This window comes from Mycobacterium sp. ITM-2016-00316, from assembly GCF_002968335.2.
GTDB lineage: Bacteria > Actinomycetota > Actinomycetes > Mycobacteriales > Mycobacteriaceae > Mycobacterium.
This window is the reverse complement of sequence record NZ_CP134398.1, coordinates 3,499,324-3,524,610: the sequence shown is the minus strand read 5'-3', so window position 1 is coordinate 3,524,610 and position 25,287 is coordinate 3,499,324. Positions and strand designations below refer to the sequence as shown.

General features: G+C 63.8%; 25 protein-coding genes and 1 tRNA gene. 11 read left to right on the top strand and 15 right to left on the bottom strand.

Translation table 11 applies throughout. From position 1 onward, the window contains the following. Positions 1-85: 85 nt before the first annotated feature. Complete coding sequence (locus C6A86_RS17010; protein ID WP_158263308.1) at positions 86-856, bottom strand: HNH endonuclease; 771 nt, start codon at positions 854-856, stop codon at positions 86-88. Positions 857-1,242: 386 nt separating this feature from the next. Here C6A86_RS17010 and C6A86_RS17005 point away from each other — a divergent pair, with 386 nt between their 5' ends. Then, positions 1,243-2,292, top strand: coding sequence for a hypothetical protein (locus C6A86_RS17005; RefSeq protein ID WP_142407050.1), 1,050 nt, complete (start codon positions 1,243-1,245; stop codon positions 2,290-2,292). Positions 2,293-2,428: 136 nt separating this feature from the next. Here C6A86_RS17005 and C6A86_RS17000 read toward each other — a convergent pair whose 3' ends face one another. The 3 genes from C6A86_RS17000 to C6A86_RS16990 form a co-directional block, all read right to left on the bottom strand. After that, positions 2,429-3,961: a serine/threonine-protein kinase gene (locus C6A86_RS17000; protein WP_105365168.1), complete on the bottom strand. Its 1,533-nt coding sequence runs from the start codon at positions 3,959-3,961 to the stop codon at positions 2,429-2,431. A 193-nt stretch (positions 3,962-4,154) separates the two neighbouring features. Next, positions 4,155-4,742, bottom strand: a complete 588-nt coding sequence (locus C6A86_RS16995; RefSeq protein ID WP_158263309.1) for a DUF732 domain-containing protein — start codon at positions 4,740-4,742, stop codon at positions 4,155-4,157. Between the two features lie 17 nt (positions 4,743-4,759). Then, entirely contained in the window at positions 4,760-5,134 is a 375-nt protein-coding gene (locus C6A86_RS16990; protein WP_158263310.1) for a DUF2510 domain-containing protein, read from the bottom strand. A 303-nt stretch (positions 5,135-5,437) separates the two neighbouring features. Here C6A86_RS16990 and C6A86_RS16985 point away from each other — a divergent pair, with 303 nt between their 5' ends. Continuing rightward, on the top strand, positions 5,438-5,662 hold the full coding sequence (locus C6A86_RS16985) for a helix-turn-helix domain-containing protein (protein ID WP_105365171.1): 225 nt from the start codon (positions 5,438-5,440) through the stop codon (positions 5,660-5,662). A 314-nt stretch (positions 5,663-5,976) separates the two neighbouring features. Here the strand turns inward: C6A86_RS16985 and C6A86_RS16980 are convergent, their stop codons facing one another. The 8 genes from C6A86_RS16980 to C6A86_RS16945 all read right to left on the bottom strand — a co-directional run bounded on the left by C6A86_RS16980 (position 5,977) and on the right by C6A86_RS16945 (position 12,514). Then, positions 5,977-6,171, bottom strand: coding sequence for a hypothetical protein (locus tag C6A86_RS16980; RefSeq protein WP_105365172.1), 195 nt, complete (start codon positions 6,169-6,171; stop codon positions 5,977-5,979). A 522-nt stretch (positions 6,172-6,693) separates the two neighbouring features. After that, positions 6,694-6,837 carry a hypothetical protein gene (locus C6A86_RS16975; protein ID WP_158263311.1) on the bottom strand — a complete coding sequence of 48 codons (144 nt, stop codon included), beginning with the start codon at positions 6,835-6,837 and terminating at the stop codon, positions 6,694-6,696. A gap of 234 nt (positions 6,838-7,071) precedes the next feature. Next, entirely contained in the window at positions 7,072-9,414 is a 2,343-nt protein-coding gene (locus C6A86_RS16970) for a phage/plasmid primase, P4 family (RefSeq protein ID WP_158263312.1), read from the bottom strand. Between the two features lie 68 nt (positions 9,415-9,482). After that, on the bottom strand, positions 9,483-9,938 hold the full coding sequence (locus tag C6A86_RS16965) for a hypothetical protein (RefSeq protein ID WP_105365174.1): 456 nt from the start codon (positions 9,936-9,938) through the stop codon (positions 9,483-9,485). Further along, a complete protein-coding gene (locus tag C6A86_RS16960) occupies positions 9,935-10,555 on the bottom strand; it encodes a hypothetical protein (RefSeq protein ID WP_142407051.1) in 621 nt (206 codons plus the stop codon). The genes C6A86_RS16965 and C6A86_RS16960 overlap by 4 nt, the downstream gene beginning before the upstream one ends. Next, positions 10,552-10,767 carry an AlpA family transcriptional regulator gene (locus C6A86_RS16955; RefSeq protein ID WP_105365176.1) on the bottom strand — a complete coding sequence of 72 codons (216 nt, stop codon included), beginning with the start codon at positions 10,765-10,767 and terminating at the stop codon, positions 10,552-10,554. The genes C6A86_RS16960 and C6A86_RS16955 overlap by 4 nt, the downstream gene beginning before the upstream one ends. 225 nt (positions 10,768-10,992) lie before the next feature. Next, positions 10,993-12,345, bottom strand: coding sequence for a site-specific integrase (locus C6A86_RS16950; protein ID WP_105365177.1), 1,353 nt, complete (start codon positions 12,343-12,345; stop codon positions 10,993-10,995). 92 nt (positions 12,346-12,437) lie between these two features. Continuing rightward, positions 12,438-12,514 (bottom strand) — tRNA-Leu (locus C6A86_RS16945). A 100-nt stretch (positions 12,515-12,614) separates the two neighbouring features. On the opposite strand from C6A86_RS16945, the gene C6A86_RS16940 reads away from it, so the two are divergent. From C6A86_RS16940 to C6A86_RS16915, 6 genes are all read left to right on the top strand, one after another. After that, positions 12,615-13,232 carry an ANTAR domain-containing response regulator gene (locus C6A86_RS16940; RefSeq protein ID WP_264056987.1) on the top strand — a complete coding sequence of 206 codons (618 nt, stop codon included), beginning with the start codon at positions 12,615-12,617 and terminating at the stop codon, positions 13,230-13,232. A 202-nt stretch (positions 13,233-13,434) separates the two neighbouring features. Then, complete coding sequence (locus C6A86_RS16935) at positions 13,435-14,646, top strand: branched-chain amino acid ABC transporter substrate-binding protein (RefSeq protein WP_105365179.1); 1,212 nt, start codon at positions 13,435-13,437, stop codon at positions 14,644-14,646. A 106-nt stretch (positions 14,647-14,752) separates the two neighbouring features. Continuing rightward, the gene (locus tag C6A86_RS16930) at positions 14,753-15,763 is read left to right on the top strand and encodes a branched-chain amino acid ABC transporter permease (protein ID WP_311100799.1); all 1,011 of its coding nucleotides are present in this window, start codon (positions 14,753-14,755) and stop codon (positions 15,761-15,763) included. Continuing rightward, positions 15,760-16,935, top strand: a complete 1,176-nt coding sequence (locus C6A86_RS16925) for an ABC transporter permease subunit (RefSeq protein WP_105361542.1) — start codon at positions 15,760-15,762, stop codon at positions 16,933-16,935. The genes C6A86_RS16930 and C6A86_RS16925 overlap by 4 nt, the downstream gene beginning before the upstream one ends. Further along, positions 16,932-17,780: an ABC transporter ATP-binding protein gene (locus tag C6A86_RS16920; protein ID WP_105361541.1), complete on the top strand. Its 849-nt coding sequence runs from the start codon at positions 16,932-16,934 to the stop codon at positions 17,778-17,780. Before C6A86_RS16925 ends, C6A86_RS16920 begins: the two co-directional genes overlap by 4 nt. Beyond that, positions 17,764-18,513, top strand: coding sequence for an ABC transporter ATP-binding protein (locus C6A86_RS16915; protein ID WP_105361540.1), 750 nt, complete (start codon positions 17,764-17,766; stop codon positions 18,511-18,513). Before C6A86_RS16920 ends, C6A86_RS16915 begins: the two co-directional genes overlap by 17 nt. Positions 18,514-18,591: 78 nt before the next feature. Here C6A86_RS16915 and C6A86_RS16910 read toward each other — a convergent pair whose 3' ends face one another. The 3 genes from C6A86_RS16910 to C6A86_RS16900 are packed head-to-tail and all read right to left on the bottom strand — an operon-like array spanning position 18,592 to position 20,482. After that, entirely contained in the window at positions 18,592-18,819 is a 228-nt protein-coding gene (locus C6A86_RS16910) for a DUF167 domain-containing protein (RefSeq protein WP_105361539.1), read from the bottom strand. Between the two features lie 26 nt (positions 18,820-18,845). Continuing rightward, entirely contained in the window at positions 18,846-20,045 is a 1,200-nt protein-coding gene (locus tag C6A86_RS16905) for a lipid-transfer protein (protein WP_311100798.1), read from the bottom strand. After that, positions 20,045-20,482 (bottom strand): OB-fold domain-containing protein, encoded by a 438-nt coding sequence (locus C6A86_RS16900; protein WP_311100797.1) that lies wholly within the window; start codon positions 20,480-20,482, stop codon positions 20,045-20,047. Before C6A86_RS16900 ends, C6A86_RS16905 begins: the two co-directional genes overlap by 1 nt. 279 nt (positions 20,483-20,761) lie before the next feature. On the opposite strand from C6A86_RS16900, the gene polA reads away from it, so the two are divergent. From polA to C6A86_RS16885, 3 genes are all read left to right on the top strand, one after another. Further along, on the top strand, positions 20,762-23,422 hold the full coding sequence (polA, locus tag C6A86_RS16895) for a DNA polymerase I (RefSeq protein WP_199196078.1): 2,661 nt from the start codon (positions 20,762-20,764) through the stop codon (positions 23,420-23,422). A 30-nt stretch (positions 23,423-23,452) separates the two neighbouring features. Further along, complete coding sequence (locus C6A86_RS16890) at positions 23,453-24,670, top strand: threonine/serine exporter ThrE family protein (protein WP_105362072.1); 1,218 nt, start codon at positions 23,453-23,455, stop codon at positions 24,668-24,670. 103 nt (positions 24,671-24,773) lie between these two features. Then, positions 24,774-25,241, top strand: a complete 468-nt coding sequence (locus C6A86_RS16885) for a nuclear transport factor 2 family protein (RefSeq protein ID WP_105362071.1) — start codon at positions 24,774-24,776, stop codon at positions 25,239-25,241. Positions 25,242-25,287: the final 46 nt, after the last annotated feature.

Genomic DNA, 25,287 nt, shown 5'->3' with positions numbered 1-25,287 from the left:
GATCGTCGCGAGGCGTCTCAGATGTGATCAATTGTGAGACGCTCACTATCAACCCTATGAGAACGGCTGTTCGCTATAGGGGCAACTAGTTAGCGCGTTTGGACCGCCGGCCTTCCGCATTGTCGGCGACTAATCCGCGATAGTGCTGAACCCCCGCACGAAAATCGTCGCCTATGCCCTCGAATACCGATGGATGGATGATGCCGTCGGGGACCTTTTCAAGAAGGCGGATCTCGAAGTGCGGATCCAGCCCTGTGTGGCACGTACTGCACAGCGTCAGTAAATTACTCCGCTCGGTCATGCCGCCTTGGCCCCATGGGAGTACATGGTGAACGTGAAGTTCGATATCGACGTAGTTATCTGGGCTTCGGCCGCACGCTCGGCAGCGGAAGTTGTCGCGCCGTAAAACATCCATCCGCAGCTTTTTTGTTGGCGCATGCTTCACCATCGCGTGGCCCTCGACAGACTCTCGGCTACGCACGCCTTCTCCGACTCGGCTCGGAACGCACTCCTCAGGCTCCATCAGCCGGCCGAACCAGTTGCTGAAGATAGATTTCTCGATGATTGCGTTACCGCCGATGCGCAAGAACACCGCCAACGACGCTTCCGAATTAACGACCACGGCGCTTTCGCCCATGTCGTGCCACAAGCCGAGCATGTTTCGAGCATCAACTTCGGATGCGCGCCGCATCTCCCACATGGGCTTTGAGCCCGGTCCGGCGAACTCTGTCTGCGTCGTCATCCGAAGCTCGCCGGTCGGCGTCGCTGTCAACGTCAGTGCGAAGTAACTGAAAGTGGGGTCGATGCGAGACAGCTCGGCCGCGAGTTCGTTCAAGGGGCCGGCGTTCCCAGTCACCCGCCCATTATGTAGCAATCTAGCGGCGCCGATCATGCGTCCCAATAGCGCAAGGTCTGATCTACCACCAGCCGCGGCCTCTGTGCCGAACCCAGTGATCGCCCTGTCGCACGAGGGAACATTGTTTTCGAGACGATGGCGTCGATTTGTTCGGCATGGTTACATCACGGCAATGATGTGGGCCGGTTGGGAGGTAACTGTTGCCACGCACCGATGAAACCCAATACCGCCTGTTGGCGTGGTCTTCCGACTCGGCTGCGGCAGAACGGCTCGCCGTGCAGGTTCTACTCGCCTGCGGGTTTCAAGACGCTGATCCGTCGCACCCGCTCGGCGGCCCGGACGGAGGACGCGACGCTACTCTCACAAGAGGCGGTGAGTTATGGCTGATGGCAGTGTATTTCCCGCGCCACAAGCACCCGTTCTCCGAAATTAGGGCGAAGTTCAGGTCCGATCTCGAAAGTGCCGAACGGCACATGCCGAGGGGGTTCGCCTTCGTCACCAACCAAGAGGTCACGCTCAGCGAGCGCAAAGAACTCAGTGAACTCGCGTCGGGGATCGAGGTGGAGATTTTTCACATGGAACGAATCGCTGCGGTTCTTGATCAGCCGTTGATGGCGGAGCTTCGTCAGCAGTTCCTCGGTATCGACCCCGGCCTCGTACCGCTGAACATCAGAATGGAAGTCCTTGGCAGCGGGAGGCGCTTCACGGGCGGCACGGAACTGCGTGAGGCATTGTTGGAAGGCGAGGATGGAGACCTGCGAGAGAGAGCGGAGCGCCAGCGCAAACTGTCGTCCACGGAGCGCGAACAGCACGCGCTTATGGCGAAGGTACTGCACCAGGAAGCGCCCGCCGAACCGCCCACTGTCGAAGAGGTTGAGGCGTTTATAGACGGGCGCAAAACACGTGTAGAACGGGACTGGACTCGGATTGAAGACTACGTGGCAGGGATGGCATGGCCGGGGTTGCGCTTCGCCGTAACAAACATCGCTCCGTCCTTCTTGTACGACGTGAAGCTCGTCGTTACTTTCAACGGTGCCTACGGCGTTCAAAAGGACTACCCGTTCAACTTCGAGGACGAGAAGCTGCTCGACCCCGACTACGAAAAGCCCTGGGACCCGTTTGGTATCCATCTGCCTACCGTGGATCTCGCACCAGCTGCAGACTATCCAGTCGACTGGAAGAACGTTGGCTCTGCACTGGAGGTGAGGATCTCCCTCGCGGAACTCCCGCCAGGAGAAGCTTTTCGCTGGGCCAGCGAAGAGGACGGAGATGTCGTTCTTGTCGCTCATCCTGCGACTCGGTCCGTGTGCGCCTCGTGGGTGGCTGTGGCCCGTGGGCACGGCACAATCTTCACTGGCCCAGAAATCGAACTTGAGGTCGAGCAAGTCGTTCTTGCGGATGCCGTCTCCGAAATTGTTCGCGTGCGAGAAGAATGACTCTCGCCGAGCGTCCCAGAAGTCCTCGGCCACGGCCTGTTCGCGTGCACCGGCGCTCTCGGTCGAAGAAGCAGCAGAGCAGAGCGCTCGATGAAGCGATCGGCCTGTCCAAGAAACCCTCCCATCGGGTTGCGTACTAGATCTGGCCCGTCTTATCGCTGTGCTGAGGGCACAACCTATGGGTGGCGTATCCGATCACGATCGCACCGTAGTAATCGAACATGTCCACCGAGTGATCGTTGAATGGTTCCAGGACTCGTTGCCGAGCAGCGGAGGAATCCAGGCCGTCGTCCAGTGCGGCGCACAACTGATATCCGCGCTGCACCAGGGCGTGGTCCTGCTGATCCTTGCTCGCAGCGCCACCGCCGATAGCGCGGAGGTACGTCGGTGCGCTGGTGTACCCGTTAGCCGCGTTAAGCGAGGCGACGGCGTTTAGGAACTCCTGTTCGCTTGCCGAAAACCCAACATCCGCTGGCGTCGTCGGCCTTGCTGTAACGGTCACCGTGGGAGCCCCAACCGTACTTTGAGGCCACGGCGCAGCAGACGTTGGGGCGGGCAGCGGTGCGACTGCCGTCGAGGTCGGGGCTGAGGTGGCTGGTTCGGCACTCCTTGAAGTGGCGCCGTTCAATTCCGGCTGCTGCCACGGCTGCCAGAACACACCGATACATGCCAGCAGTAGCAGTACTGCGGCAAATGAACCACCGACGAGCCACCGCGTCCGCGTGTCCGAACTAGCGGAGTCTTTCCGAGTGGCTGAACTATCGGGATCGGGCGTCTTGCGGGTTGCTGGGGCGAGGACCGTTGCCGCTCCGGCGTGGCCAACAGTCGTCCGGTCAGCGGCTTTGACAAGGGAACGGGCGAAGTCCGAAGTGCAGCCGAACCGATCATCAGGGCTCTTGGCCAACGCTGTAGATACAACTGGGTCAACCGATGCGAGTTCGGGTCGTACGGCGGCAAGGAATGGCGGTGGAGTATTGAGATGGCGACTGATGACGACTGCCGGGTTCGAGTTTGGGAAGAGGTGCGAACCAGTCAGTAAATGGTAGGTCGTCGCAGCCAGGGCGTACTGATCGGCGCATCCGCTCATCGGCTCGCCCATGAGCTGCTCGGGTGCCGCGTAAGCCACCGTGCCGACGGTCATGTTGGTGGTGGTAATGCCGGCGGTCTCGTCGAGGGGTCGGGCGATGCCGAAGTCGGCAAGGAAGATCTTGGGGTCGTCGGTGTCAAGGTCGGCGACGAGGATGTTGGCGGGCTTGACGTCGCGGTGCAACAAGCCCTTCTTGTGGGCGTAGTCCAGCGCACTGGCCACAGCGGTGATGACCGTCAAGACATGCCCAACCGGGAGGCCCTGCTGGTACCTCCCGTCCAGGAGCTGGCCGAGGTCAGTGCCCTCGATGTAGTCCATCGCGATCCACAGGAGGCCGTCGTGCTCGCCCCGGTCGTGGATGCCGACGATGTGAGGGTGTCGCAACCCCGATGCGAGATCTGCTTCACGGATGAACCGGTCACGGAACGATTTATCATGGGAGAACTCCGGGCGCAGGACCTTCAAGGCTTCCTGACGGGGAAGCCTTGGGTGCTGCACCAAGTACACCTCGCCCATGCCCCCAGAACCGAGCAGCCGCAGCACGCGATACCCGGAAAAGGCGTCACCGATCCTCAGTGGCATGGCCGGATGCTAGCGGCAGACTGCGACACTTTGTACGGCTTCCGAGGCGGTCGACCGAGCTGACCTGATGTCATTCGTTCTCGGACACCGTCCGATTCCTGGACGGTGACGCTAGGCGGCGCGGATCAAGCGCGCCCCGGTGGTCGGAATAGGAGTTAGCCAACCATGCTGAGCCCAGGCGGCGATCCACCTCCTATCCGGCGTACTGCGGGCAGTACTTGGCGATAAGAGCGTCGATAAAGTGCGCGCCTTCGGCGGTCCCGTTGAAATCACCGATGCCGTACCTGACGGCCCAGTCACGACCATTCACCCGAGCCATGAGGCACGTCGATTCACCCATGGTTGGCGTATCCCACCATGGGCCGTTGGTGCGTGGGTTCGGGGCAGGCGCGCCTGTATCCATGTCTGCTATCGCGGCCCGACGCTGAGGGCAATAGACCGACACGGCTTTGGAGATCAGCGTTGACGAATCCAATGCCGAATATCCCTTGCCCATGAGCACGGATCGAATCTCCTGCCACGAAACGCCATGCGCCAAACCCTCGACGCAAACCATTCGACCCTCGGTAACTAGACCGCTGGCGTTGTTGATCGACCAACCTGCAGACGTGAGTGCGGACAAGAACTGGCGGTCCTGGTCGTTGTCGGCGTATGCCGGTGCGCTCAGCACCAGCGCCGCACACATCGCGGCGATGCCAACCAAGCACCTTCCCCCCATGAAGCTCATGTTGGCATGCCAATGACGGAGGAAACGGGAAACTGTCCACTCGGGGGCGTCCATCATCGCATCCTCGGCCCTTAGTTTTCGGCGTAGGGCGAGAGGGTATCAACGCAGTGCTGGACTATGGGCGCATCGCTGTCGAGGCCGTAAGCCGCAGCTGACTCTTTGCAATTCTTGTATGTTTCGCTTTCCCACGGTCGGATCAAGATGAGGGCGACTACCACCAGAACCAGAGCGAAGGCAGCCAGGACGCCACCAACGACGATATTGCGTGCGGTATTGCTCAGCGCCGCCCATTTCTCGGAGTAGCTGGGTAAATCGGTAAGCCTGGAATCGGTCGACGCACCGTCGGTGACCCGTGCCCGACGGCCATGCCAGCGGGCACCGTCCCAGTAGACCTCCGCGTTCGGGTCGTTCTGATCGGGGTACCACCCAGGCCGAACTGTCGTCACTACGTTTCCTATCTGTCTGTTCAGAGCTGCGGGTGAGAACTAGATTCGACTTCGATAGATAGCTGCGAGTGCATTGAGGACCTTCCGGCGTCGTCCGGGATTTGGTATGCCAGGTCGGTGAGTCGTGTGTCTGCTGACCGCTCATGCGCGGCCCCTTTCCCTCGGCCAGACGCCACCCGGAGGGGCTGGTCTTCATCGATGGGCTGCTGGACAACGGCTCAGGCCAATCCAGGCAGACCCGGTGAATGCTACTTATAAGTATGTAGACCTTCAAGTAGCGGCGCGGCAACGTCGCATTCCGTTATGGAAGGCGAGCTGCAGCGCATAGTCGGGCGCAATCTGCGCCGGTATCGCCACGATCGCGGCTTTAGCCAAGAAGCATTCGCCGATCACATGGGGGTGCACCGGACCTACATGGGCAGCGTCGAACGCGGCGAGCGCAACCTCACCTTGCAGACCCTCGAGAAGATCGCCGCTTTTCTGGAGGTAGATCCCCGAGATCTACTCGTCGAGGCCGAACATACGTAGGCGGCAACCGCAACGAGGGATGACTCCTCGGCGCCCAGTCTGTGACGGTGGTCCGCCGTGCGACAGATTGGCCGGCCACGCCTTGCCGGCGTGCCTGCTGATCGCAAAGTTGGGCGGCCACTCTGAACGCAATTCGCCGTGCGTTCGAACCGCCGCGCGGGAGGCATGCCTGGCGAGATCCGCTTCAGGGTCTTGCTGAAGCTCGTCGCGGAGCGAAAAACAGTGGCATCGACACGCCCGCCATCCGCGCCCCCCGCGAGTAGGGCCGCAGCTGGCGGCATCTCGCGACGGAGGGGTGTCGCCACAACTCGCTGCTACGAGTCGTCGTCACCTGTAAACACGAGGTCGATGACCCCGGTGTTGACTGCCTCAATGAGGTAGTCGTGGGCATTCCAACCGCCTTCCCAACGATCCGGGTCGAGTGTCGCGGCTTCTGCGTCCAGCGCGGCAATGGCGTCGCCGTATGAGTGTTTCTGACCGCCAAAGACATAGAGAATCTCAGCGTCCACAGGCAGTCCCGCCCGTTGCTCGGGCATTAGTTGACGAAGACCATTCTTTGGCAAGTGATTCCACCGAGGGCTCGGTGCGGGCTGACCAACCTTGGTCAAACGTAACAAGTAAATGCCGCTCTGAGGCAGAGGATTTCATCATCGGTGTTTGTATTTTACCAGTTCAGCGGTCTATCGCGTAGGCATTTCTTGGCGCTTGGGGTGGCAGATTCTTTGGTGGTTCTTGGCGATCGCTGTAGTCCCGCTACAGGGTTTGGCCACAGCACCTTTAGAAAGCCGCGTGCGCGCTACGCAGCCCTCAGGTGGTGTGGGGAGGTCATCGCAAAGTTCCGAATCCCAATTCTATGAATGATGTTTGACGTTGCCGAGGAACTTCCGGCTAACGACGTGTCTGGGCGCTCGAAGATCCGCTGCCGCTTGGTGGTCACCCGCATGTCGATCCGCTGGCGTGCCGCTTGACGGGTTCAGCATAGCCGAGTCGGTCGACAGGTCATCCTGTACGACAACGGTTTACGCAACTGCCTAGAACTGTTGGCGGTATCGATCCAGAGAATCTATGGGGATCTCGTCGACCAGGGCGGTGGCGTGGTGCCATGCCCAGGAAACTGCATAGGACATGGCGAAGAGTGCCAGGGTGGCAGTCCAGGATGTTGCAGTAGCGCTCATCTGCTGTGCTGCTCCTCTTGCTCAGTTCGGTTGGGTTCGAAGGATTTTTCCTAGCGCGGGCCGACCCCAGGGTCGGGGCGGTAGCTGGGTGAAGGTCTGTGACGGGGTGTGACGGGGTTGTCAGTCGCTCCCAAGATTGAATCTCTTACGTGAGGCCGGCTAGAGACCCCGTCACACCTAGTCACAAAGTTCCATAACCCCTGGTGGGGATTTCGGCGGAGCATCACCGCCGGATCAACCCCCTGCTCCATCGTCGGAGCAAAACCGCAGGCCAGCCCAAGCGGCGAACTGCTTGGGAGGAGCCTGGAGACGACTACTCAAGTCGCCTTGCCTGTGTTTGCAGCGGGACAGTCCGGGCAAGGTTGAACGGACCTTGGTCTTCTTCTCGACCTCGCGGGCGACTACTCGGGGGTGATCCCCGAACCGCGACGCAAACGTCTGGTCCGACCACTCGCGGTGACCGCTGGCCTTCAGCCATGAGTTGAAGTCCCACAACAGCTCACTGCTCATGACGTGGCTATGAGGGTCGAACTCCACCCGGTCATCACCGAGATACCGGACCACAACATCGGACACCTCGCGCCACTGCTCGGTGGCCGCCACGACCGACTCCGGGAACGGCGAGCAGACCCGCTCGGCCTGGTACCACCGCGTGGCGCCTTCGGCCAGCCACGCCAGTACAGCCTCGCGCTGGGCCTGACCAGACTTGAGCCGGTCCCGCAGGCCGGCGTCGCCGAGGAGATCGAAAGGACCGGCTATCGCTGCCCGGGAGCTGCGGAATGTGAACGGAAACGACACCCGCGCTAGCCGTCGCCACGTCCCATGGTCGGTCTCGTCGACCCTGGGCAAGTAGTTCGACGTCAAGAACGCGGTATGAGTCGGTTCCCAGGTGACGTTGTCCTTGCCGATCAACCGTGCAGTGATCTCACCACCACTGAGCAGTGTTTTCAGCCGCTTGATGTTCAGGTGGGCAAGCTCTGGAGTCTCCTCGGCGACAGCCAGCCGCGCGTCTCGCAGAGTCATCATCTCGGTTGGGTGATCGCTCTGCTGGCCCAACAGAACCCGCTCGGGCAGCGCGACGGCATAGTCACCCCCTACCGCTTTTTTGCAGGCTTCCAGCAAGGTGGTCTTGCCGTTCTGGCCGCCACCGTGCAAGAACACCAGCACGTCATCGGGCGGCGAATGACCGGTCAACGCCTGTCCTAGGCGTTCCTGCATCCACGTGCATGTCGCCTCGTCGGGCAGCGCCCTGAGTGCAGCAGTCCAGTCGTCGTGCCCGGCGCCGGGGACGTACCGGGTCCCGCACAGCTTGGTTAGCCGCAGTTCCGGGTTGTGGTCGAGCAGCTCGCCCGTGCGCAGGTCGATCACCCCGTTGGCGACGTTGAGCAGATCAGGGTGCGCATCGAACGGCTCGGTCGTCGTACGGCGACCCTTGGCGACCTGCAGCACGGCACGCACCTTGCTGGCCGCCAGGAGCGCGGTCAACGCCCTAATTCGGTTGGTCCGCGCGCTCTCGTCGCCGATCTCCCGTGCTGCCGCATGCCGCTGGTCATAGATCGCATTGAGCGCCTGTCGGACCGCCTCGAACACCATCGGCTCAGGAACGCTCTCCCAGCGCCGACCGTCCCAGCGCAGCCACCCGAGCGCAGGGGACCAGAAATACGAGCCCATGTGCTCATCGCCGACCAGCTCGCCGAGATCGGAGTCGGTGAGGTCTGGGCGAGGTCGTGACCCGTCCCGGCGACCGGCGGAATCGACGGCCGCACGCCACCACAGCTCATGGGACACCTTGGTGTAGGGCTTGGCCAGCTTCTCCAGGTCGCTCTCGGTGTGCCCCTGGGCGAGGTAGTCATCGAGGCCAACCTTCTCGCCGTTGGAACCGGCGGGCAGGAACAGGATGTGCACATCGGCCTTCTTGTACTTCAGCCACCGTGCGAACCGGTCAGCTGCTGCCATTACCGCTTTGTTGGTCCGAATGTCGGAGTCGTAGGCGATGACCACCTTGCGGTCACTCAGGGCGATGTTCTTCCAGTCAGGCAGCGCCACGCTCTTGCCGCCGGTCAGCTCATCGGTCCCGGTCCAGCAGTCCACCCCGAGCATGGCGACCGTTTGGATCAGCCGCGACCACGCCGAGTCAGCCTTCTTGGACCCTTCAGTGACATACAACGGCTCGGTGGGATAGCGCAGATCACTCCCCATGCCAGGAGGCACGTCGATATGCATGGTCTGCCCCTGCGGGCTGGCGTACTTCGGCACCACCGAGTCGACACCGTTGTCGATGTCGAAGTGCCGCAGCTGCCAACCCCACCGTTGGCCGTCGGCGTCGAGCAGCGGAATCAGCAGTCCTGGAATGCCCGCCACGCGAGCGCGCTGCCGATTGGTGAAACCCTGGTACTCCAGCCACTTGTCGTGGCCATAGCCGGGGTTGCTGGCCCACACCGACACGTAGCCCCGAGACTCGATGACCTCCTCAGAGATACCGGCGTCAATCAGGATCTTTCGATGCTCATCACGGAGATGAACGGGTGCATCGACATCTGGGTAGCGGGTACCCTCGTTGGTAGCTCCGTTGGTCACGTGAGTGCTTCGATGGCCCGTCCTGGTGGTGAAAATGCCGCCGGGGCGGCCTTCTTTTGTCGGTGGACTCATTCGGCGGCGCCCATCACTGCGCGCACGTGCACGGACTGGGCGAACGGGTCGATCGTGATCTCGTAGGTGCCTGGCGACGGCAAGTCAGGGTCAAACGATGGAAGCTCGCCGCTCCTCGTGCGCGGCCCATCCTGCGCCGGGTCTGGGTGCCAGATATGCGAGCTGCGGAGTCCTTTGATGATCGGGATCTCGGACTCGATCAGCCGACCGTCGGAGTAGTACCGCTGATCGCCGAACAGCATTGCCATTCCTCCGATTTCGCACAGTGCGCCATCCAGGTAGCTGACGTCATGCTCGGTGTCCCCGTCGCACGCGCCGAAGTCACTGCGCGCCCACTCGGTGCGGTCCCCGAAGATCGCGAGTGCGTACTTGAGCGCATCCTCGGCGCGCACGACCGTCGGCGGCTGGGCATCGGATCTGTGGCGCGCCAGGCGCTGCTGCAGGCTGCTCATCCGACCACCGACTCGACGAGATTCAGTGAGTGCCAACAGTGGCCCTCCGAATCGACAGCATGATCGTCAAGAGCCTCGCGATCCACTGTGGATCTGCACTGCGCGTTCGAGCACATCACTTGGACAGGGGCATCGTCGAGATACTCGGGGTAGAGGACGAACTCGTCTTCGTCGCGGCCCTCAGCAATTTGGGCCAGTACATCCTGCGGATCGACATCGACGATCCTGTATACCGTCCCGGTGCACTCGTACCTGTTCGCAAACCAGCGGACGGACTCAAGGGAGCTGGTCCACGACATCCGGCGCGCCCATTCAGCATCGCGGACACCGCGATACAACGTGATCGACGCACTGGGAAACGTCAAATGTGGGTACGCGCTGCCGAACAGTTCTACCCAAAAGAAGCCATCTAGTGCGCCTTCCGAGTACTCGGCGCTGCTCCACGCATCTTGGACCGCGACCGCCAACAGTTCGGTGTCGAAGATCCTGTACCCGTTGCACTCACCGACCGTGAAAGCGTCGTCTTCGTACAACCTCCACACGATCTCGGGGAGTTTATTCCGCCCGCATCGACCACCCATCTCGTTCCAGCGGCGACGGACGTCTGCGGGCGTCATTCGACACCCCCGCGCACGGTTGCGGCTTTCTGTGCGTCGAGCCAAGAGTCGAGGTCAACCCGGTCGTAAACGACCCGGCTGCCCACCTTGTAGGACGCCGGCCCAACTTCGATGTGTCGGTAGTAGCGCAGTGTGCTGGCCGGGATTCCGGCGTAGTCGGCAGCTTCGTCGGTCGACAATCTGCTCTTGGCAGGTTGTGGCGATGTGGACATGTAACAACTCCTTGCGTGCGGTAAACGACACGAACGCCGAACGGCGAACGTGCTTCCCGTGGGTGTGGGTGTCTACAGCGGGCATAAGGAGTGGTGCGTGTGAATTCGGCCCGTGCACCGCCAAGACTAACTGCTTATGATCGGCAATAGCAAACGTGATTATGTGAGTGGCCTTGTGCTCCAGTTGATTTCGCACAAGCGGCTACAGAAAACGACTAGAGCTTTCTAGCCCGATTGACCAGCCCTCGAGGCTTTGATCGCTGCAGCATCCATTGCCGCCGCGAGGTTGTCGAAGTCGTCAGGCAACATGTGGCTGTAGACGTTCAGCGTCGTGGTGGCATTGCGGTGGCCCAGCAGTTTCTGCACGGTCGCCACCGAGGCGCCGGACTGCAGGGCCAGGGACCCAGCGGAGTGGCGCAGTGTGTGAGGGGTGACTCCTGGAACGCCCAGGACCTCCACGGCCTTTATGAACCGTGCGTTAAACCAGCCGATTGGCATGGCGCTGCCATTGGGGCCGGGGAATAGATACTCGTCGGGATCGCGGCCGGCAACGAGCTTGGACAGTTCCTCGGCCAGGCTTGTAATGAGGATCGGCACCGAACGGGCTTGGTGAGTCTTGGTGTCGCCCTCGACCAAGCCTTGGCCGCGCACGTGGGTCACCGACTTGCTGACCAGTACGCGGCGCTTCTTGGTGTCGATGTCGCCGACTCGCAGCGCGATGCACTCGCCATAGCGCAGGCCCGAGGAAGCCAGGAATCGCACCATGGTGCCCAGGGCCTCCGGGGATGTCAGGGCTGGAGTGGTGTCGCTGCGGTAGCGGACAGCCTTCTCTGCATTGACCATTGCCTGAGCCAGACGGTGCACCTGGTCGTGCGTGAGCGCCAGGCCCTTGTTTTGTGGCTTGCTCGGCAGCTCGATGTGGTCGGCGGCGTTGGTGGCGACGTGCTTGGCCCGTAGGGCGAACCCGAGGACCTGCGAGACAACCTGATGTATCTGGATCACGCGCGCGGGGGAGAGGCCGGTCTGTATGGCCTTGCCGTCCTTGTCGCGCTTGGCATGTGCGCGTGCCGCCGGGTCGGTGGCCAGGAACGTGATCCACTCCTGCAGGCGCTGGTGGGTGATGTCCCGTAGCCGTTCGTCGCCCCACTTGGGCAGGATCACGGCGTCGAGCAGACCCCGGTACCCGGCAATGGTTTTCGGTGCTCGGTTGGCGGCCTGTTTTGTCCTCAGCCAGGACTCGGCGACGGTGCTGAACGTGACGGCGGACCGCTGCGGGTCGGCATAGGTGCCGGTTTCCAGGTCGGCGACCACTCCTCGCAGATGGCGTTCAGCATCAACCTTCTTGGTGAAGCTTTTGGACCTCTCCTGACCCTCGCCGACCCACCGGGCCTGCCAGCGGTGACCCCGTCCGTGTCGACCGCTGCACACTTGGGTGCCGGGTGTGCCGTGCTTGGTGTCCACGCACCAGACCGCGTCGCCGTCGCCGGCGTCAGCGGGGTAGCTGACCTGCTCATCCTTGCGGGCAGGCCGGTGCCAGCGGTCCTCTACTCCCGCACGTGCTCCACGCCTGGTCGCCACGTTCGCATCTTAGGCGCTGCGGGCTGTCTGCGGGCTGAACCGTCCTATGTGGTCGAACGGCTGGGTCAATACCAGCTCTGGACTGGCCTTACTGGTGCCCTCGGTGAGATTCGAACTCACACTGCACGGGTTTTGAATCCGTTTCCTCTGCCAGTTGGGATACGAGGGCGCGAGGTACCACCTTAATGGATGCGTGCAGGCACCCTTCCCGGCAGGCACTGTTAACCCCAAGCTCGCCCCTGCGCCCCAAAGGCGCGACAATGTGCGTCATGACCGACGCTCCTGCACCCCGCCGCGTGCTCATCGCCGAAGATGAGGCGCTCATCCGTATGGACCTGGCCGAGATGCTGGGTGAGGAAGGTTATGAGGTCGTCGGGCAGGCCGGAGACGGTCAGGAAGCGGTCGATCTCGCGGAAAGCCTGAAACCGGATCTGGTGATCATGGACGTCAAGATGCCCCGCCGGGACGGGATCGACGCGGCATCGGAGATCGCGACCAAGCGCATCGCGCCGATCGTCATTCTGACCGCCTTCAGCCAGCGCGAACTTGTCGAACGCGCCCGCGATGCGGGTGCGATGGCCTACCTGGTCAAGCCGTTCTCCATCACCGATCTGATCCCGGCCATCGAGGTCGCAGTCAGCCGGTTCGGGGAGATCGCCGCCCTGGAGCACGAGGTCGCGAACCTGTCGGACCGCCTGGAGACGCGCAAGCTCGTCGAGCGCGCGAAGGGTTTGCTGCAGGCGAACCAGGGGATGACCGAGCCTGAGGCGTTCAAGTGGATCCAGCGGGCCGCGATGGATCGCCGCACCACGATGAAGCGGGTGGCCGAAGTGGTGCTCGAGACCCTCGACACGCCGACCGAGGATGCCTCCGGCGCCGAGAAATGAGCGTCCTGACCGACTCTGCCGGTTAAGACTGCGTTTCCGGCGGCTTCGTTTGACCGGCTAACCCGGCTGATCTGCGCAACGCGTCGCTCAACATGACGCGACGGAGCCCGGGAATGGTTATGGTTTTCGGCGAAGCATCCCCGTCCCGGTCGTCCCGACCGGAACGAAGGTGCCGACCTGAAAACGGAACCGGAGGTGAGACGTGCGCGGTCACGTGGCACGCAAGGCATTTGCTCTCGGAAGCGCGGGCCTGATGGCCCTGGCGATTGCCGGCTGCAGTCAGAGCACGCCCGAAGAAGAGGCGTCCCAGACGAACCTCAAGATCGTGGAAAAGGTGCAGATCGACGAGAACGGCGCCGAGGTTGCGGCCGCCGAGGGCGCTGCACCCGCCAATCCGGCCGGTGACGGCAAGGCCACCTGCCCGCCGGTCTCGATTGCCATGGCCGGTGCCCTCAACGGACCGGACGCCGCGCTCGGCATCAACATCAAGAACGGTGTGCAGCTGGCCATCGATCAGCACAACGAGGCCAATCCGGGTTGCCAGGTGCAGCTCAAGCCGTTCGACACCGAGGGTGATCCGCAGAAGGCCTCCAACATCGCCCCGCGGATCGTCGAGGATCAGTACACGATCGGCCTGGTCGGCCCGGCTTTCTCCGGTGAGACCAAGGCCACCGGCGGTGTGTTCGATCAGGCCGGCCTCGTTGCCGCCACGGCCTCGGCCACCAACGTGACGCTGTCGGAGAACGGCTGGAAGACCTTCTTCCGCGGACTTGCCAACGACGGCGTGCAGGGCCCGTCCGTCGCCAACTATCTGAAGAACAATCTGGGCCATAAGAAGATCTGCGTCGTCGACGACAGCACCGATTACGGTCTCGGGCTGGCCACCGCGGTGCGTGACACCCTGGGCCCCGTGGCCGATCCGGCCTGCAACATCTCGGTGAAGAAGGGCGACAAGGACTTCTCCGCTGCGGTCACCCAGATCAATGGTGCGGCACCGGAATCGGTCTTCTTCAGTGGCTACTACGCCGAGGCTGCGCCGCTGGTCCAGCAGCTCCGTGACGGTGGATTCGAGGGCGTGTTCGCCAGCGCCGACGGCACGAAGGATCCCGAGTTCGTCAAGCAGGCGGGCGAATCGTCCAAGGGCGCGGTGCTGGCCTGCCCGTGCGGCCCGGCCACCGGGTCGTTCGCCGAGGAGTACACCGCGAAGTTCAATACCGAACCCGGCACGTACAGCGCCGAGGGTTATGACCTGGGCACCATCCTGCTCAAGGGCATCGACTCCGGCGCGATCACGCGCCCCGCGCTGCTGGATTTCGTTCGCAACTACCAGGGCCAGGGCGTGGCCCGTGAGTACCAGTGGACTCCGGAAGGTGAGCTCACCACCACGCTCATCTGGATCTACGACGTTCAGTAACAGCTGAGACGAAAGCGCGTCCGAGAGCGCATGCCTCGGACGCGCTTTCGTCTTCACACCCCTGCCGCAGTAACCGTCATCGCGTCAGCGAGGAGCTCACCACCGGATGAACCTGGCCGCCAACATCAACTTCAATGTCGGAGCGTTGTTCGACAGCTTCTGGCAGTTGACGATCGACGGCCTGTCCTGGGGCGCGATCTACGCCCTGGTCGCAGTCGGTTACACCCTGGTCTTCGGCGTGCTGAGGCTGATCAACTTCGCGCACTCGGAGATCTTCATGCTCGGCATGTTCGGCGCCTACTTCGCGCTGGACATCCTGATGGGCTTCACGCCGAGCGGCAACGCCTACAACAAGGGCGTCGCGCTGACCATCCTCTACCTGGGCATCGCGATGCTGTTCGCGATGCTGGTCTCCGGCGGCGCCGCGGTCGGCCTGGAGTTCATCGCCTACCGCCCGCTGCGCAAACGCAACGCCAAGGCGCTCACCTTCCTGATCACCGCGATCGGCATGTCCTTCGTGCTGCAGCAGTTCGTGCTGTTCATCCTGCCCAAGCTGATACCGGGCTACGGCGGCCCGAACGCCCAGCAGCCCATCGTGTTGGTGCAACCCAAGACCCAGTTCGAACTGTTCGGCGTCGCGATCTCCAACACCACGATCGTCATCATCGGGTCGGCACTGGTGCTGGCGCTGCTCACCGACGTGGCGCTCAACCGCACCAAGCTCGGCCGCGGTGTCCGCGCGGTCGCCCAGGACGCGAACACCGCGACGCTGATGGGGGTGTCCCGCGAGCGCGTCATCATGACGACCTTCCTCATCGGCGGCCTGCTCGCCGGTGCCGCGGCGCTGCTGTACACCCTGAAGGTGCCCCAGGGCATCATCTACTCGGGCGGATTTCTCTTGGGTATCAAGGCCTTCTCGGCCGCGGTGCTCGGCGGTATCGGCAACCTGCGCGGCGCGCTGCTCGGTGGCCTGCTGCTCGGCGTCATGGAGAACTACGGTCAGGCGGTATTCGGCACCCAGTGGCGTGACGTCGTCGCGTTCGTCCTGCTGGTCTTGGTGCTGTTGATCAGACCGACGGGCATCTTGGGCGAGAGCCTCGGGAAGGCGCGAGCATGACCACTTCTACCGGCCCGGGCACCCGCTGGGCGAAGATCATGGACTGGTGGGACGGTCTGACCCGAGCCCAGAAATGGGTGTTCGGTATCGTGCTGTTCGCCGGGATCGCGCTCTCGCCGCTGTTCACGCCGGCCTTTCTGGACACCCCGGGAATCAGCTTCGGTGGCACCATGGCCCAGTTCGCGATGGTCGCCATCATCGCGATCGGGCTCAATGTCGTTGTCGGCCAAGCCGGTCTGCTCGACTTGGGTTATGTCGGCTTCTACGCCGTCGGCGCCTACACGGTCGCGTTGCTGACCAGCCCGGAGAGCCCGTGGAATCAGATGGGTGCATCGGGTTTCTTCAGCACCCCGTGGGCCTGGCTGTCCTGCGTGCCGATCGCGATGGCGGTCACCGCGTTGAGCGGTCTGATCCTCGGCACGCCGACGCTGCGCCTGCGTGGTGATTATCTGGCCATCGTCACATTGGGGTTCGGCGAGATCATCCGGCTGCTCGCCGACAACCTGGCCGATGTCACCAACGGCCCGCGTGGCCTCAATGAGGTTGCCTTCCCACACTTTCTGGAGAGCGAGCAGCATCCCGAGGGCGTGTTCTCGGTGTCCAACTCCGCCGGGGACGCCAACTACGGAACCTGGTGGTTCTGGCTGGGCCTCATTCTGATCGTCGGTATCCTGCTGCTGGTCGGCAACCTGGAACGCAGCCGGGTGGGGCGGGCCTGGATAGCTGTCCGCGAGGACGAGGACGCCGCGGAAGTGATGGGCGTCAACGCGTTCAAGTTCAAACTGTGGGCATTCACCATCGGCGCGGCCATCGGCGGTCTGTCCGGTGCGCTGTACGCCGGTCAGGTGCAATACGTTGCGCCGCCGACCTTCAACATCATCAACTCGATGCTGTTCCTGTGCGCGGTGGTGCTCGGAGGTCAGGGCAACAAGCTCGGTGTGATCCTCGGCGCGTTCATCATCGTGTACCTGCCCAACCGGCTGCTCGGTGTGCACTTCGCCGGCATCGACATGGGTAACCTGAAGTATCTGTTCTTCGGGCTCGCCCTGGTGGTGCTGATGATCTTCCGGCCCCAGGGCCTGTTCCCGGCCCGTCAGCATCTGCTCACCTATGCCAAGGCCGCGCGTGAGCTGTTGCGGAGCAAGCCGACGGATACGGAGCCGGTGAAATGACCGACGCCGAGAGTTTCGAGAATGTCGCCGAGATCGCCAGTGTGCACCGCGAGATCAAGGCCGATGAGGGCGAAGTCCTGCTGCAGACCAACGATCTCACTGTCCAGTTCGGCGGTCTGACGGCCCTGGATGCGGTGTCGTTCAACATCAAGCGCGGGGAGATCCTCGGGCTGATCGGGCCCAACGGGGCCGGCAAGACCACCTGCTTCAACGCGATCACCGGTGTGTACCGGCCCAGTTCGGGTTCCGTCACGTTCGACGGATCACCGATCGGGCGCATCAAACGACATCAGATCACCCGGCTGGGGATTGCCCGCACCTTCCAGAACATCCGACTGTTCGGTGAGATGACCGCCTTGGAGAACGTCATGGTGGGCACCGATGCGCGGCATCACACCTCGGTGCCGGGCGCGCTGTTCCGGTCATCGCGGCATCGTCGTGAAGAGAAGTCGGCCATCGAGAGGTCAGCTGCGTTACTGCATTTCGTCGGTATCGCCCACCGTGGCGAGGAGAAGGCCAAGAACCTGCCCTATGGTGACCAGCGCCGCCTGGAGATCGCGCGGGCGCTGGCCACCGAACCCAAGCTGCTGTGCCTGGACGAGCCCGCGGCCGGATTCAACCCGAGCGAGAAGTCGGCGCTGATCGACCTGATCCGCAAGATCCGCGATGACGGTTACACGGTGCTGCTCATCGAACACGACATGCGCCTGGTGATGGGGGTGACCGACCGGATCGTGGTACTGGAGTTCGGTCGCAAGATCGCCGACGGTCTGCCTGCCGAAATCCGCGAGGACCCCAAGGTCATCGCCGCCTATCTGGGGGTCCCCGATGACGAACTCGCCTGAGGCCGCCGAGCGTCCGGTCCTGTTGGAGGTGCGTGACATCGTCGTGCACTACGGCAGAATCCGCGCACTGCATGGTGTTTCGCTGGTGGTTCACGAAGGTGAGCTGGTCACTCTGCTGGGCTCCAACGGCGCCGGCAAGACCACCATGATGCGGGCCATCTCGGGACTGCTGCCGCTCACGTCGGGTTCGGTATGGTTCGACGGCAAGGACATCGGCAAGGTCAAGGCGCATCGGCGGGTATCCGACGGACTGATCCAGGCTCCCGAGGGGCGCGGCGTCTTTCCCGGCATGACCATCATCGAGAACCTCGAAATGGGTTGCTATGGAAGGAAATTCCCGTCGAAGTCCGAGCATGACGAGAAGCTCGACTGGGTGCTCACCACCTTCCCGAGGCTGGCCGAGCGCCGCAACCAGGTCGGTGGCACCTTGTCCGGTGGCGAGCAGCAGATGCTGGCCATCGGCCGCGCCCTGATGGCGCGGCCGAAGGTGCTGCTGCTCGATGAACCCTCGATGGGTCTTGCGCCGATGGTGATATCGCAGATCTTCCGCATCATCTCCGAGATCAACAGCCAGGGCACCACGGTGCTGCTGGTGGAACAGAACGCGCAGCAGGCACTCAGCAGATCCGACCGGGCCTACATCCTGGAGACCGGCGAAGTCACCCGCACCGGCGTGGCAGCCGACCTGCTCAAGGACGACAGCATTCGGGCCGCCTACCTCGGCGTGGCCTGACCGGGCCGCCCTGCCCGCGAGCGTGCGTGTCTGCTCCCCGACACGCCGTCGCCCAGAAGGAGTTCACGCACGATCACTTCACGAGATGCGGAAGCGCTTCATCCGCGACGTCGCCCCCGACGCCAACTCGACGCGACTGCGCGGCACGCCTAGATGCTTGGCGAGCAGGGCGACGACCGCGTCGTTGGCCTTGCCCTCGACCGCCCGCTCGCGTACGTAGATCGTCAACGCGCCGTCCGGTCCCGCCTCGACCAACGGGCCCTTCTTGCTGCCGGGCTTGACCCGCACCGAGACGACCTCTGTCATCGGCCCATTGAACCGAAAGGTCCGCGCTACCGGGCGACGATGACTGAGGAGCCGTGGCCGAAGAGGCCTTGGTTGGCGGTGACGCCGACGGTGGCGTTTTCGACTTGGCGGCCGGTGGCTTGGCCTTTGAGTTGCCAGGACAGTTCGCATACTTGGGCGATGGCTTGGGCGGGGATGGCTTCGCCGAAGCTGGCGAGTCCGCCGGAGGCGTTGACCGGGATGCGGCCGCCGATGGTGGTGGCACCGGAGCGCAGCAGCTGTTCGGCTTCGCCTTTGGCGCATAGTCCGAGGTGTTCGTACCAGTCGAGTTCCAGGGCGGTGGACAGGTCGTAGACCTCGGCCAGGGACAGGTCTTCGGGTCCGATGCCGGCTTCGGCGTAGGCGGCGTCGAGGATCTGGTCTTTGAAGACGCGTTCGGGTCCGGGGATGACGGCGGTGGAGTCGGTGGCGATATCGGGCAGTTCGGGTAGGTGTTGGGGGTATTGCGGTGATTGCAGGCTGACCGCGCGCACCGAGGGGACCCCGGCGACGCTGCCGAGGTGCTTTTCGGCGAAGGCTTTGGAGGCGACGATGAGGGCGGCGGCGCCGTCGGAGGTGGCGCAGATGTCGAGCAGTCGTAGTGGGTCGGAGACCACGGGGGAGGCCAGGACGTCTTCGACGGTGGCTTCTTTGCGGTAGCGGGCGTTGGGGTTGGACAGGCCGTGGCGGGCGTTTTTGACTTTGACGTGGGCGAAGTCGTCGACGGTGGCGCCGTAGAGGTCCATGCGGCGGCGTGCCAGGAGGGCGAAGTAGACGGTGTTGGTGGCGCCGATGAGGTGGAAGCGTTGCCAGTCGGGGTCGTTTTTGCGTTCTCCGCCGACGGGGGCGAAGAAGCCTTTGGGGGTGGTGTCGGCGCCGATGACGAGGGCGACGTCGCAGAATCCGGCCAGGATTTGGGCGCGTGCGCTTTGGAGGGCTTGGCTGCCGGAGGCGCAGGCGGCGTAGCTGGAGGTGACGGGTACGCCGTTCCAGCCGAGTTTTTGGGCGAAGGTGGCTCCGGCGACGAAGCCGGGGTAGCCGTTGCGGATGGTGTCGGCGCCGGCGACGAGTTGGATTTGGCGCCAGTGCAGGCCGGCTTCGGCCAGGGCGGCGCGGGCGGCGACGACGCCGTATTCGGTGAAGTCGCGGCCCCATTTGCCCCAGGGGTGCATCCCGGCGCCGAGAATGTAAACGGGTTCCGGCGACATCAGGGGATCCTCCAGGCGTGGGTGGTGCGGGTGACACCGTCGTCGTCGGTGTAGAGGGCCATGGTGGTCAGTTCCATTTCCATGCCGACGGTCAGGTCGGCGGCCAGGGTGCCTTCGACGACTTTGCCGAGCACGATGAGGCCCTCTTCTTCGAGTGCGACCGCGGCCACGGCGAACGGTTCGAAGGGGTCCGGTGAGGGATAGGGCGGGGGTGGGGCGTAGCGGTTTTCGGTGTAGCTCCACACGGTGCCGCGCCGCGACAGGGGGACCAATGCGAGGGTGTCGCTGTCACAGGCCGGGTTGGGGCAGTTGGTTTCCCGGGGCGGGAAGACATAGGTGGCACACGCGGTGCACTTGCCGCCGATCAGATGGGTGTCGCCGTCGTCATCGGTGGCGAACCACCCTTCGAACGCGGGCTGTGTGGTTGCTGCTGGCACGGGGGTCAGACTACCCATTGCGAGGGCAAAACTGAAACGTGTTGCAGTTTGGCCGCGCGGCGCGAATCGAGTATCGGCCCGCGGGCCCCATTCTTCGGCGATCGCGCACACGAGGAGACACTCACTCGGACCAGATGACTGGACGGCAGGCGGGATGAACACCCCGACAGCGTCGCCCGCCTGTCGGGGTGGGTGCCTAGAGTTGGGTGCGTGAGCCCCGCCAAGACTGCCGCCGAGGCATCCGAGAAGAAGCCCGGCACTGACGAGAAACCCACGTTGATGCTGCTGGATGGCAATTCGCTGGCCTTCCGCGCGTTCTACGCGCTCCCCGCGGAGAACTTCAAGACCCAGGGCGGTCTGACCACCAACGCCGTGTACGGGTTCACCGCCATGCTGATCAACCTGTTGCGCGACGAGCAGCCCAGTCACATCGCGGCCGCCTTCGACGTGTCCCGGCAGACCTTCCGCAAGGAGAAATACCCCGAATACAAGGAGGGCCGGTCGGCCACCCCGGATGAGTTCCGCGGCCAGATCGACATCACCAAGGAGGTGCTGGGTGCGCTCGGCATCACGGTGCTCGCCGAGCAGGGTTTCGAGGCCGATGACATCATCGCCACGCTCGCGACCCAGGCCGAGGCCGGCGGCTACCGGGTGCTGGTGGTGAGCGGTGACCGGGATTCGCTGCAGTTGGTCAGCAGCGATGTCACCGTGCTGTACCCGGTCAAGGGAGTCAGCGAGCTGACCCGCTTCACCCCGGATGCCGTGCAGGCCAAGTACGGCCTCACGCCGGAGCAGTACCCGGATTTCGCCGCGCTGCGCGGCGACCCGAGCGACAACCTGCCGGGCATCCCGGGCGTGGGGGAGAAGACCGCGACCAAGTGGATCGTCGAGCACGGCTCGCTGCAGGCTCTGGTCGACAACGTCGACACCGTCAAGGGCAAGGTCGGGGATGCGTTGCGCGCCAACCTGTCGTCGGTGGTGCTCAACCGTGAGCTCACCGAGTTGGTGAAGAATGTGCCGCTGCCGCAGACTCCCGACACGCTGCGCATGCTGCCGTGGGACCGGGACCACATCCACCGGCTGTTCGACGACCTTGAGTTCCGGGTGCTGCGCGACCGGCTGTTCGACACCCTGGCCTCGGCCGACCCGGAGGTGGATCAGGGTTTCGATGTGCGCGGCGGCGCGCTGCAACCCGGCGAACTCGCGGCGTGGCTGTCCGAACACAGCCTGGGTAACCGGTTCGGCGTCGCGGTCGTCGGCACCCACCTGGCCTTCGACGGCGACGCGACGGCACTGGCCATCGTGGCCAACGACGGCGACGGCCGGTACATCGACACCGCGACCCTGCAGCCCGACGACGAGGCCGCGCTGGCGTCCTGGCTGGCCGATCCCGGCCCGCCCAAGGCCCTGCACGAAGCCAAACTGGCCATGCACGATCTGGAGGGCCGCGGCTGGAAGCTCGCCGGGGTCACGTCGGACACCGCGCTGGCGGCCTACCTGGTGCGGCCGGGGCAGCGCAGCTTCGCCCTCGACGACCTGTCGCTGCGTTACCTCAAGCGTGAGCTGAGGGCGGATAACCCTGAGCAGCAGCAGCTTTCACTGTTGGATGACAACGACGGCGTAGATGAGCAGGCCGTGCAGGCGGTGTTGCTGCGGGCCGGAGCGGTCATGGATCTCGCTGACGCGCTAGACGAGGAGCTGGCCCGCATCGACTCGTCCTCGCTGCTGGGCCGGATGGAACTTCCGGTGCAGCGGGTGCTCGCCGAGCTCGAAAGCACGGGCATCGCAGTCGATGTGGCGTTCCTGAAGGAGCTGCAGAGCGAATTCGGGGATCTGATCCGCGATGCCGCCGAGGCCGCCTACGGGGTCATCGGCAAGCAGATCAATCTCGGCTCGCCCAAGCAGCTCCAGGTGGTGCTCTTCGACGAGTTGGAGATGCCGAAAACCAAGAAGACCAAGACCGGGTACACCACCGATGCCGATGCGCTGCAGGGCCTTTTCGACAAGACCGGGCACCCGTTCCTGCAGCATCTGCTGGCACATCGGGATGCCACCCGGCTCAAGGTCACCGTTGACGGTCTGCTGAACTCGGTGGCCTCCGACGGCCGTATCCACACCACCTTCAACCAGACCATCGCCGCCACCGGGCGGCTGTCGTCGACCGAGCCCAACCTGCAGAACATCCCGATCCGCACCGAGGCAGGCCGGCGCATCCGCGATGGGTTTGTAGTGGGTGCGGGTTACGCCGAATTGATGACCGCGGACTACAGCCAGATCGAGATGCGCATCATGGCGCACCTGTCCCGCGACGAGGGCCTCATCGAGGCCTTCAACACCGGCGAGGACCTGCACTCGTTCGTGGCGTCGCGGGCGTTCGGTGTGCCCATCGACGGGGTCGACGCCGAACTGCGTCGCCGGGTGAAGGCGATGTCCTACGGCTTGGCCTACGGCTTGAGTGCCTACGGGCTGTCGGCTCAGCTGAAGATCAGCACCGAAGAGGCCAAGAATCAGATGGAGCAGTACTTCGACCGTTTCGGCGGCATCCGCGACTACCTGCGCGATGTGGTCGACCAGGCCCGCAAGGACGGTTACACCTCAACGGTTCTCGGTCGCCGCCGCTATCTGCCCGAGCTGGACAGCAGCAACCGCAATGTCCGTGAGGCCGCCGAACGCGCGGCGCTCAATGCCCCCATCCAGGGCAGTGCCGCCGACATCATCAAGGTCGCGATGATCAACGTCGACGAGGCGATCAAGGCCGCCGGCCTGCAGTCACGCATGCTGCTGCAGGTGCACGACGAACTGCTGTTCGAGGTGGCCGAGGGGGAGCGCGACACCCTCGAAGCCCTGGTACGCGAGCACATGGGCAACGCCTACCCGCTCGATGTGCCGCTGGAGGTGTCGGTCGGCTACGGACGCAGCTGGGACGCCGCGGCGCACTAGCGTCGCGCACGATCCGGGCGCACAGGCCTGATGACCGACACCAGCGATCAGCAGATCCGGTTTCTGGCACGCCTCGGTGCCGCCATGTGCGCGGCCAACTACCCGGTGACCCTGGTGCGGCAGATGCTGGACCGGACCGCGGCGCACTACGGCGTCCGAAACGACGGCATAGCCCTGCCGAACCACGTGCAGGTGGTGGGGCCGGCCACCGCAGGGGGCACCGTGGTGCGTGGCGAGCGCGTGGAGGGCGACCTGCGCTTCGACCAGATATTTCCGCTCGCGCGGCTGGTGTCCTCGGCGATGGCCGGGCGGATCTCGGCGCGGGAGGGTGAAACCAGACTCGACGAGATCCAGGGTGTTGCCCGCCGTTACCCCGCCTGGGTCACGGTGATCGGCTACGGCATCCAAAGCGCCGGACTGTCCCTCGTGTTGGAGCCGACGCTGTTGAACGTGTTGGCCGCCCTGCTGCTGGGGGCGATGGTCGGCGGGTTCCTGGTCGCGAGTCAGCGCGTCCCGGCGCTTGCCCAGCTGGTGCCCGCGATCAGTGCGTTCGCGGTCGCCTCGATCTGCATCGTGGCGGCATTGCGGCTGGACCTCGATCATGTCGGCCTGCGTGCGCTCATACCGCCACTGGCAGTCTTCCTGCCCGGCGCGGCGATCACCCTGGCCGTCATCGAACTGACCTCCCGCGATGTCATCGCTGGAACCAGCCGCCTGATCGCCGGTTTCGTGCAGATCATCCAGCTTGCCTTCGGCATCCTGATCGCCACCCAGCTCCTCGGCATGCGTGAGGATCAACTCAGCTCGGAGGCGGTCAACCACATCGGTCCGTGGGCACCGTGGCTCGGTGTCTTCGTGTACGGGCTGGGAGTGATGCTCTTCCTGGCGCCGCCGGTGTCGTTTCTGCCGTGGCTGGTGCTCATCACCTACACCGCGTACACGGCTCAATACCTCGGCGATCTGGTGCTGGGCAGCTACGCCAGCGGATTCTGCGGTGGGCTGACGCTGACGCTGGTGGCGCTGGCGGTATCGCGCCGGCGCAGCGCCCCGCCGGCCATCACCATGATCCTGCCGGGGTTCTGGCTATTGGTACCCGGATCGATGGGTCTGATCGGTGTTACCGAATTGTTCGGTGCCGATGGTGATTCGGCGCTGCCGGCCACCTTGATCTCGATGATTTCGGTCGCCTTCGGACTGCAGGCCGGACTGGTGCTGTGGCAGGTGGCCAGGCGTAGCCGAGCGCGCTGACGTCGACGGCGGCACATCAGCGAATAGTCGAGCTGAAATACATCGGCCGTCTGCACTGTTCCCTAGATAAGATACGGAACTGTTCCGTATTGGAGAGGGTTTCATGACAGACCAGAAGACGGCGGATGACCGCAGGCAGCGCGCGCATCGCGCGTTCGACCGGTTGACGGCCGCGCTGCTCGCACATGACATGGTGGCTTTCGCCGACGAGTGGGCGCCCACGGGCTCGATGGAGTTTCCGTTCGCGCCACCGGGCTGGCCCGTGGTGTCCGGAAAGGACGCCGTGCGCGCATATCTCGCCGGCTTTCCCGACAACATCGATATCCGCGGCATCCGCCACCAGACCCGGCACGACACCGGCGACCCCGACACGATCATCGTGGAGTGGGGGGTGTCCGGTATCGCCAGGACGACCGGGAGTCCCTACGACATCGACTACGTCGCCGTCGTCACCGTGGGGGAGCAGGGCATCACCGTCTACCGCGACTACTGGAACCCGCTCGCCGCGGCGGCAGCGATGGGTGGCCTGGATGAGGCAGTGTCCGCTTTCAATCGTGGTCGACACTCGTGACGGGCACGGTATTGGTGCTCGGCGCGACCGGTAGTACCGGTTCGGC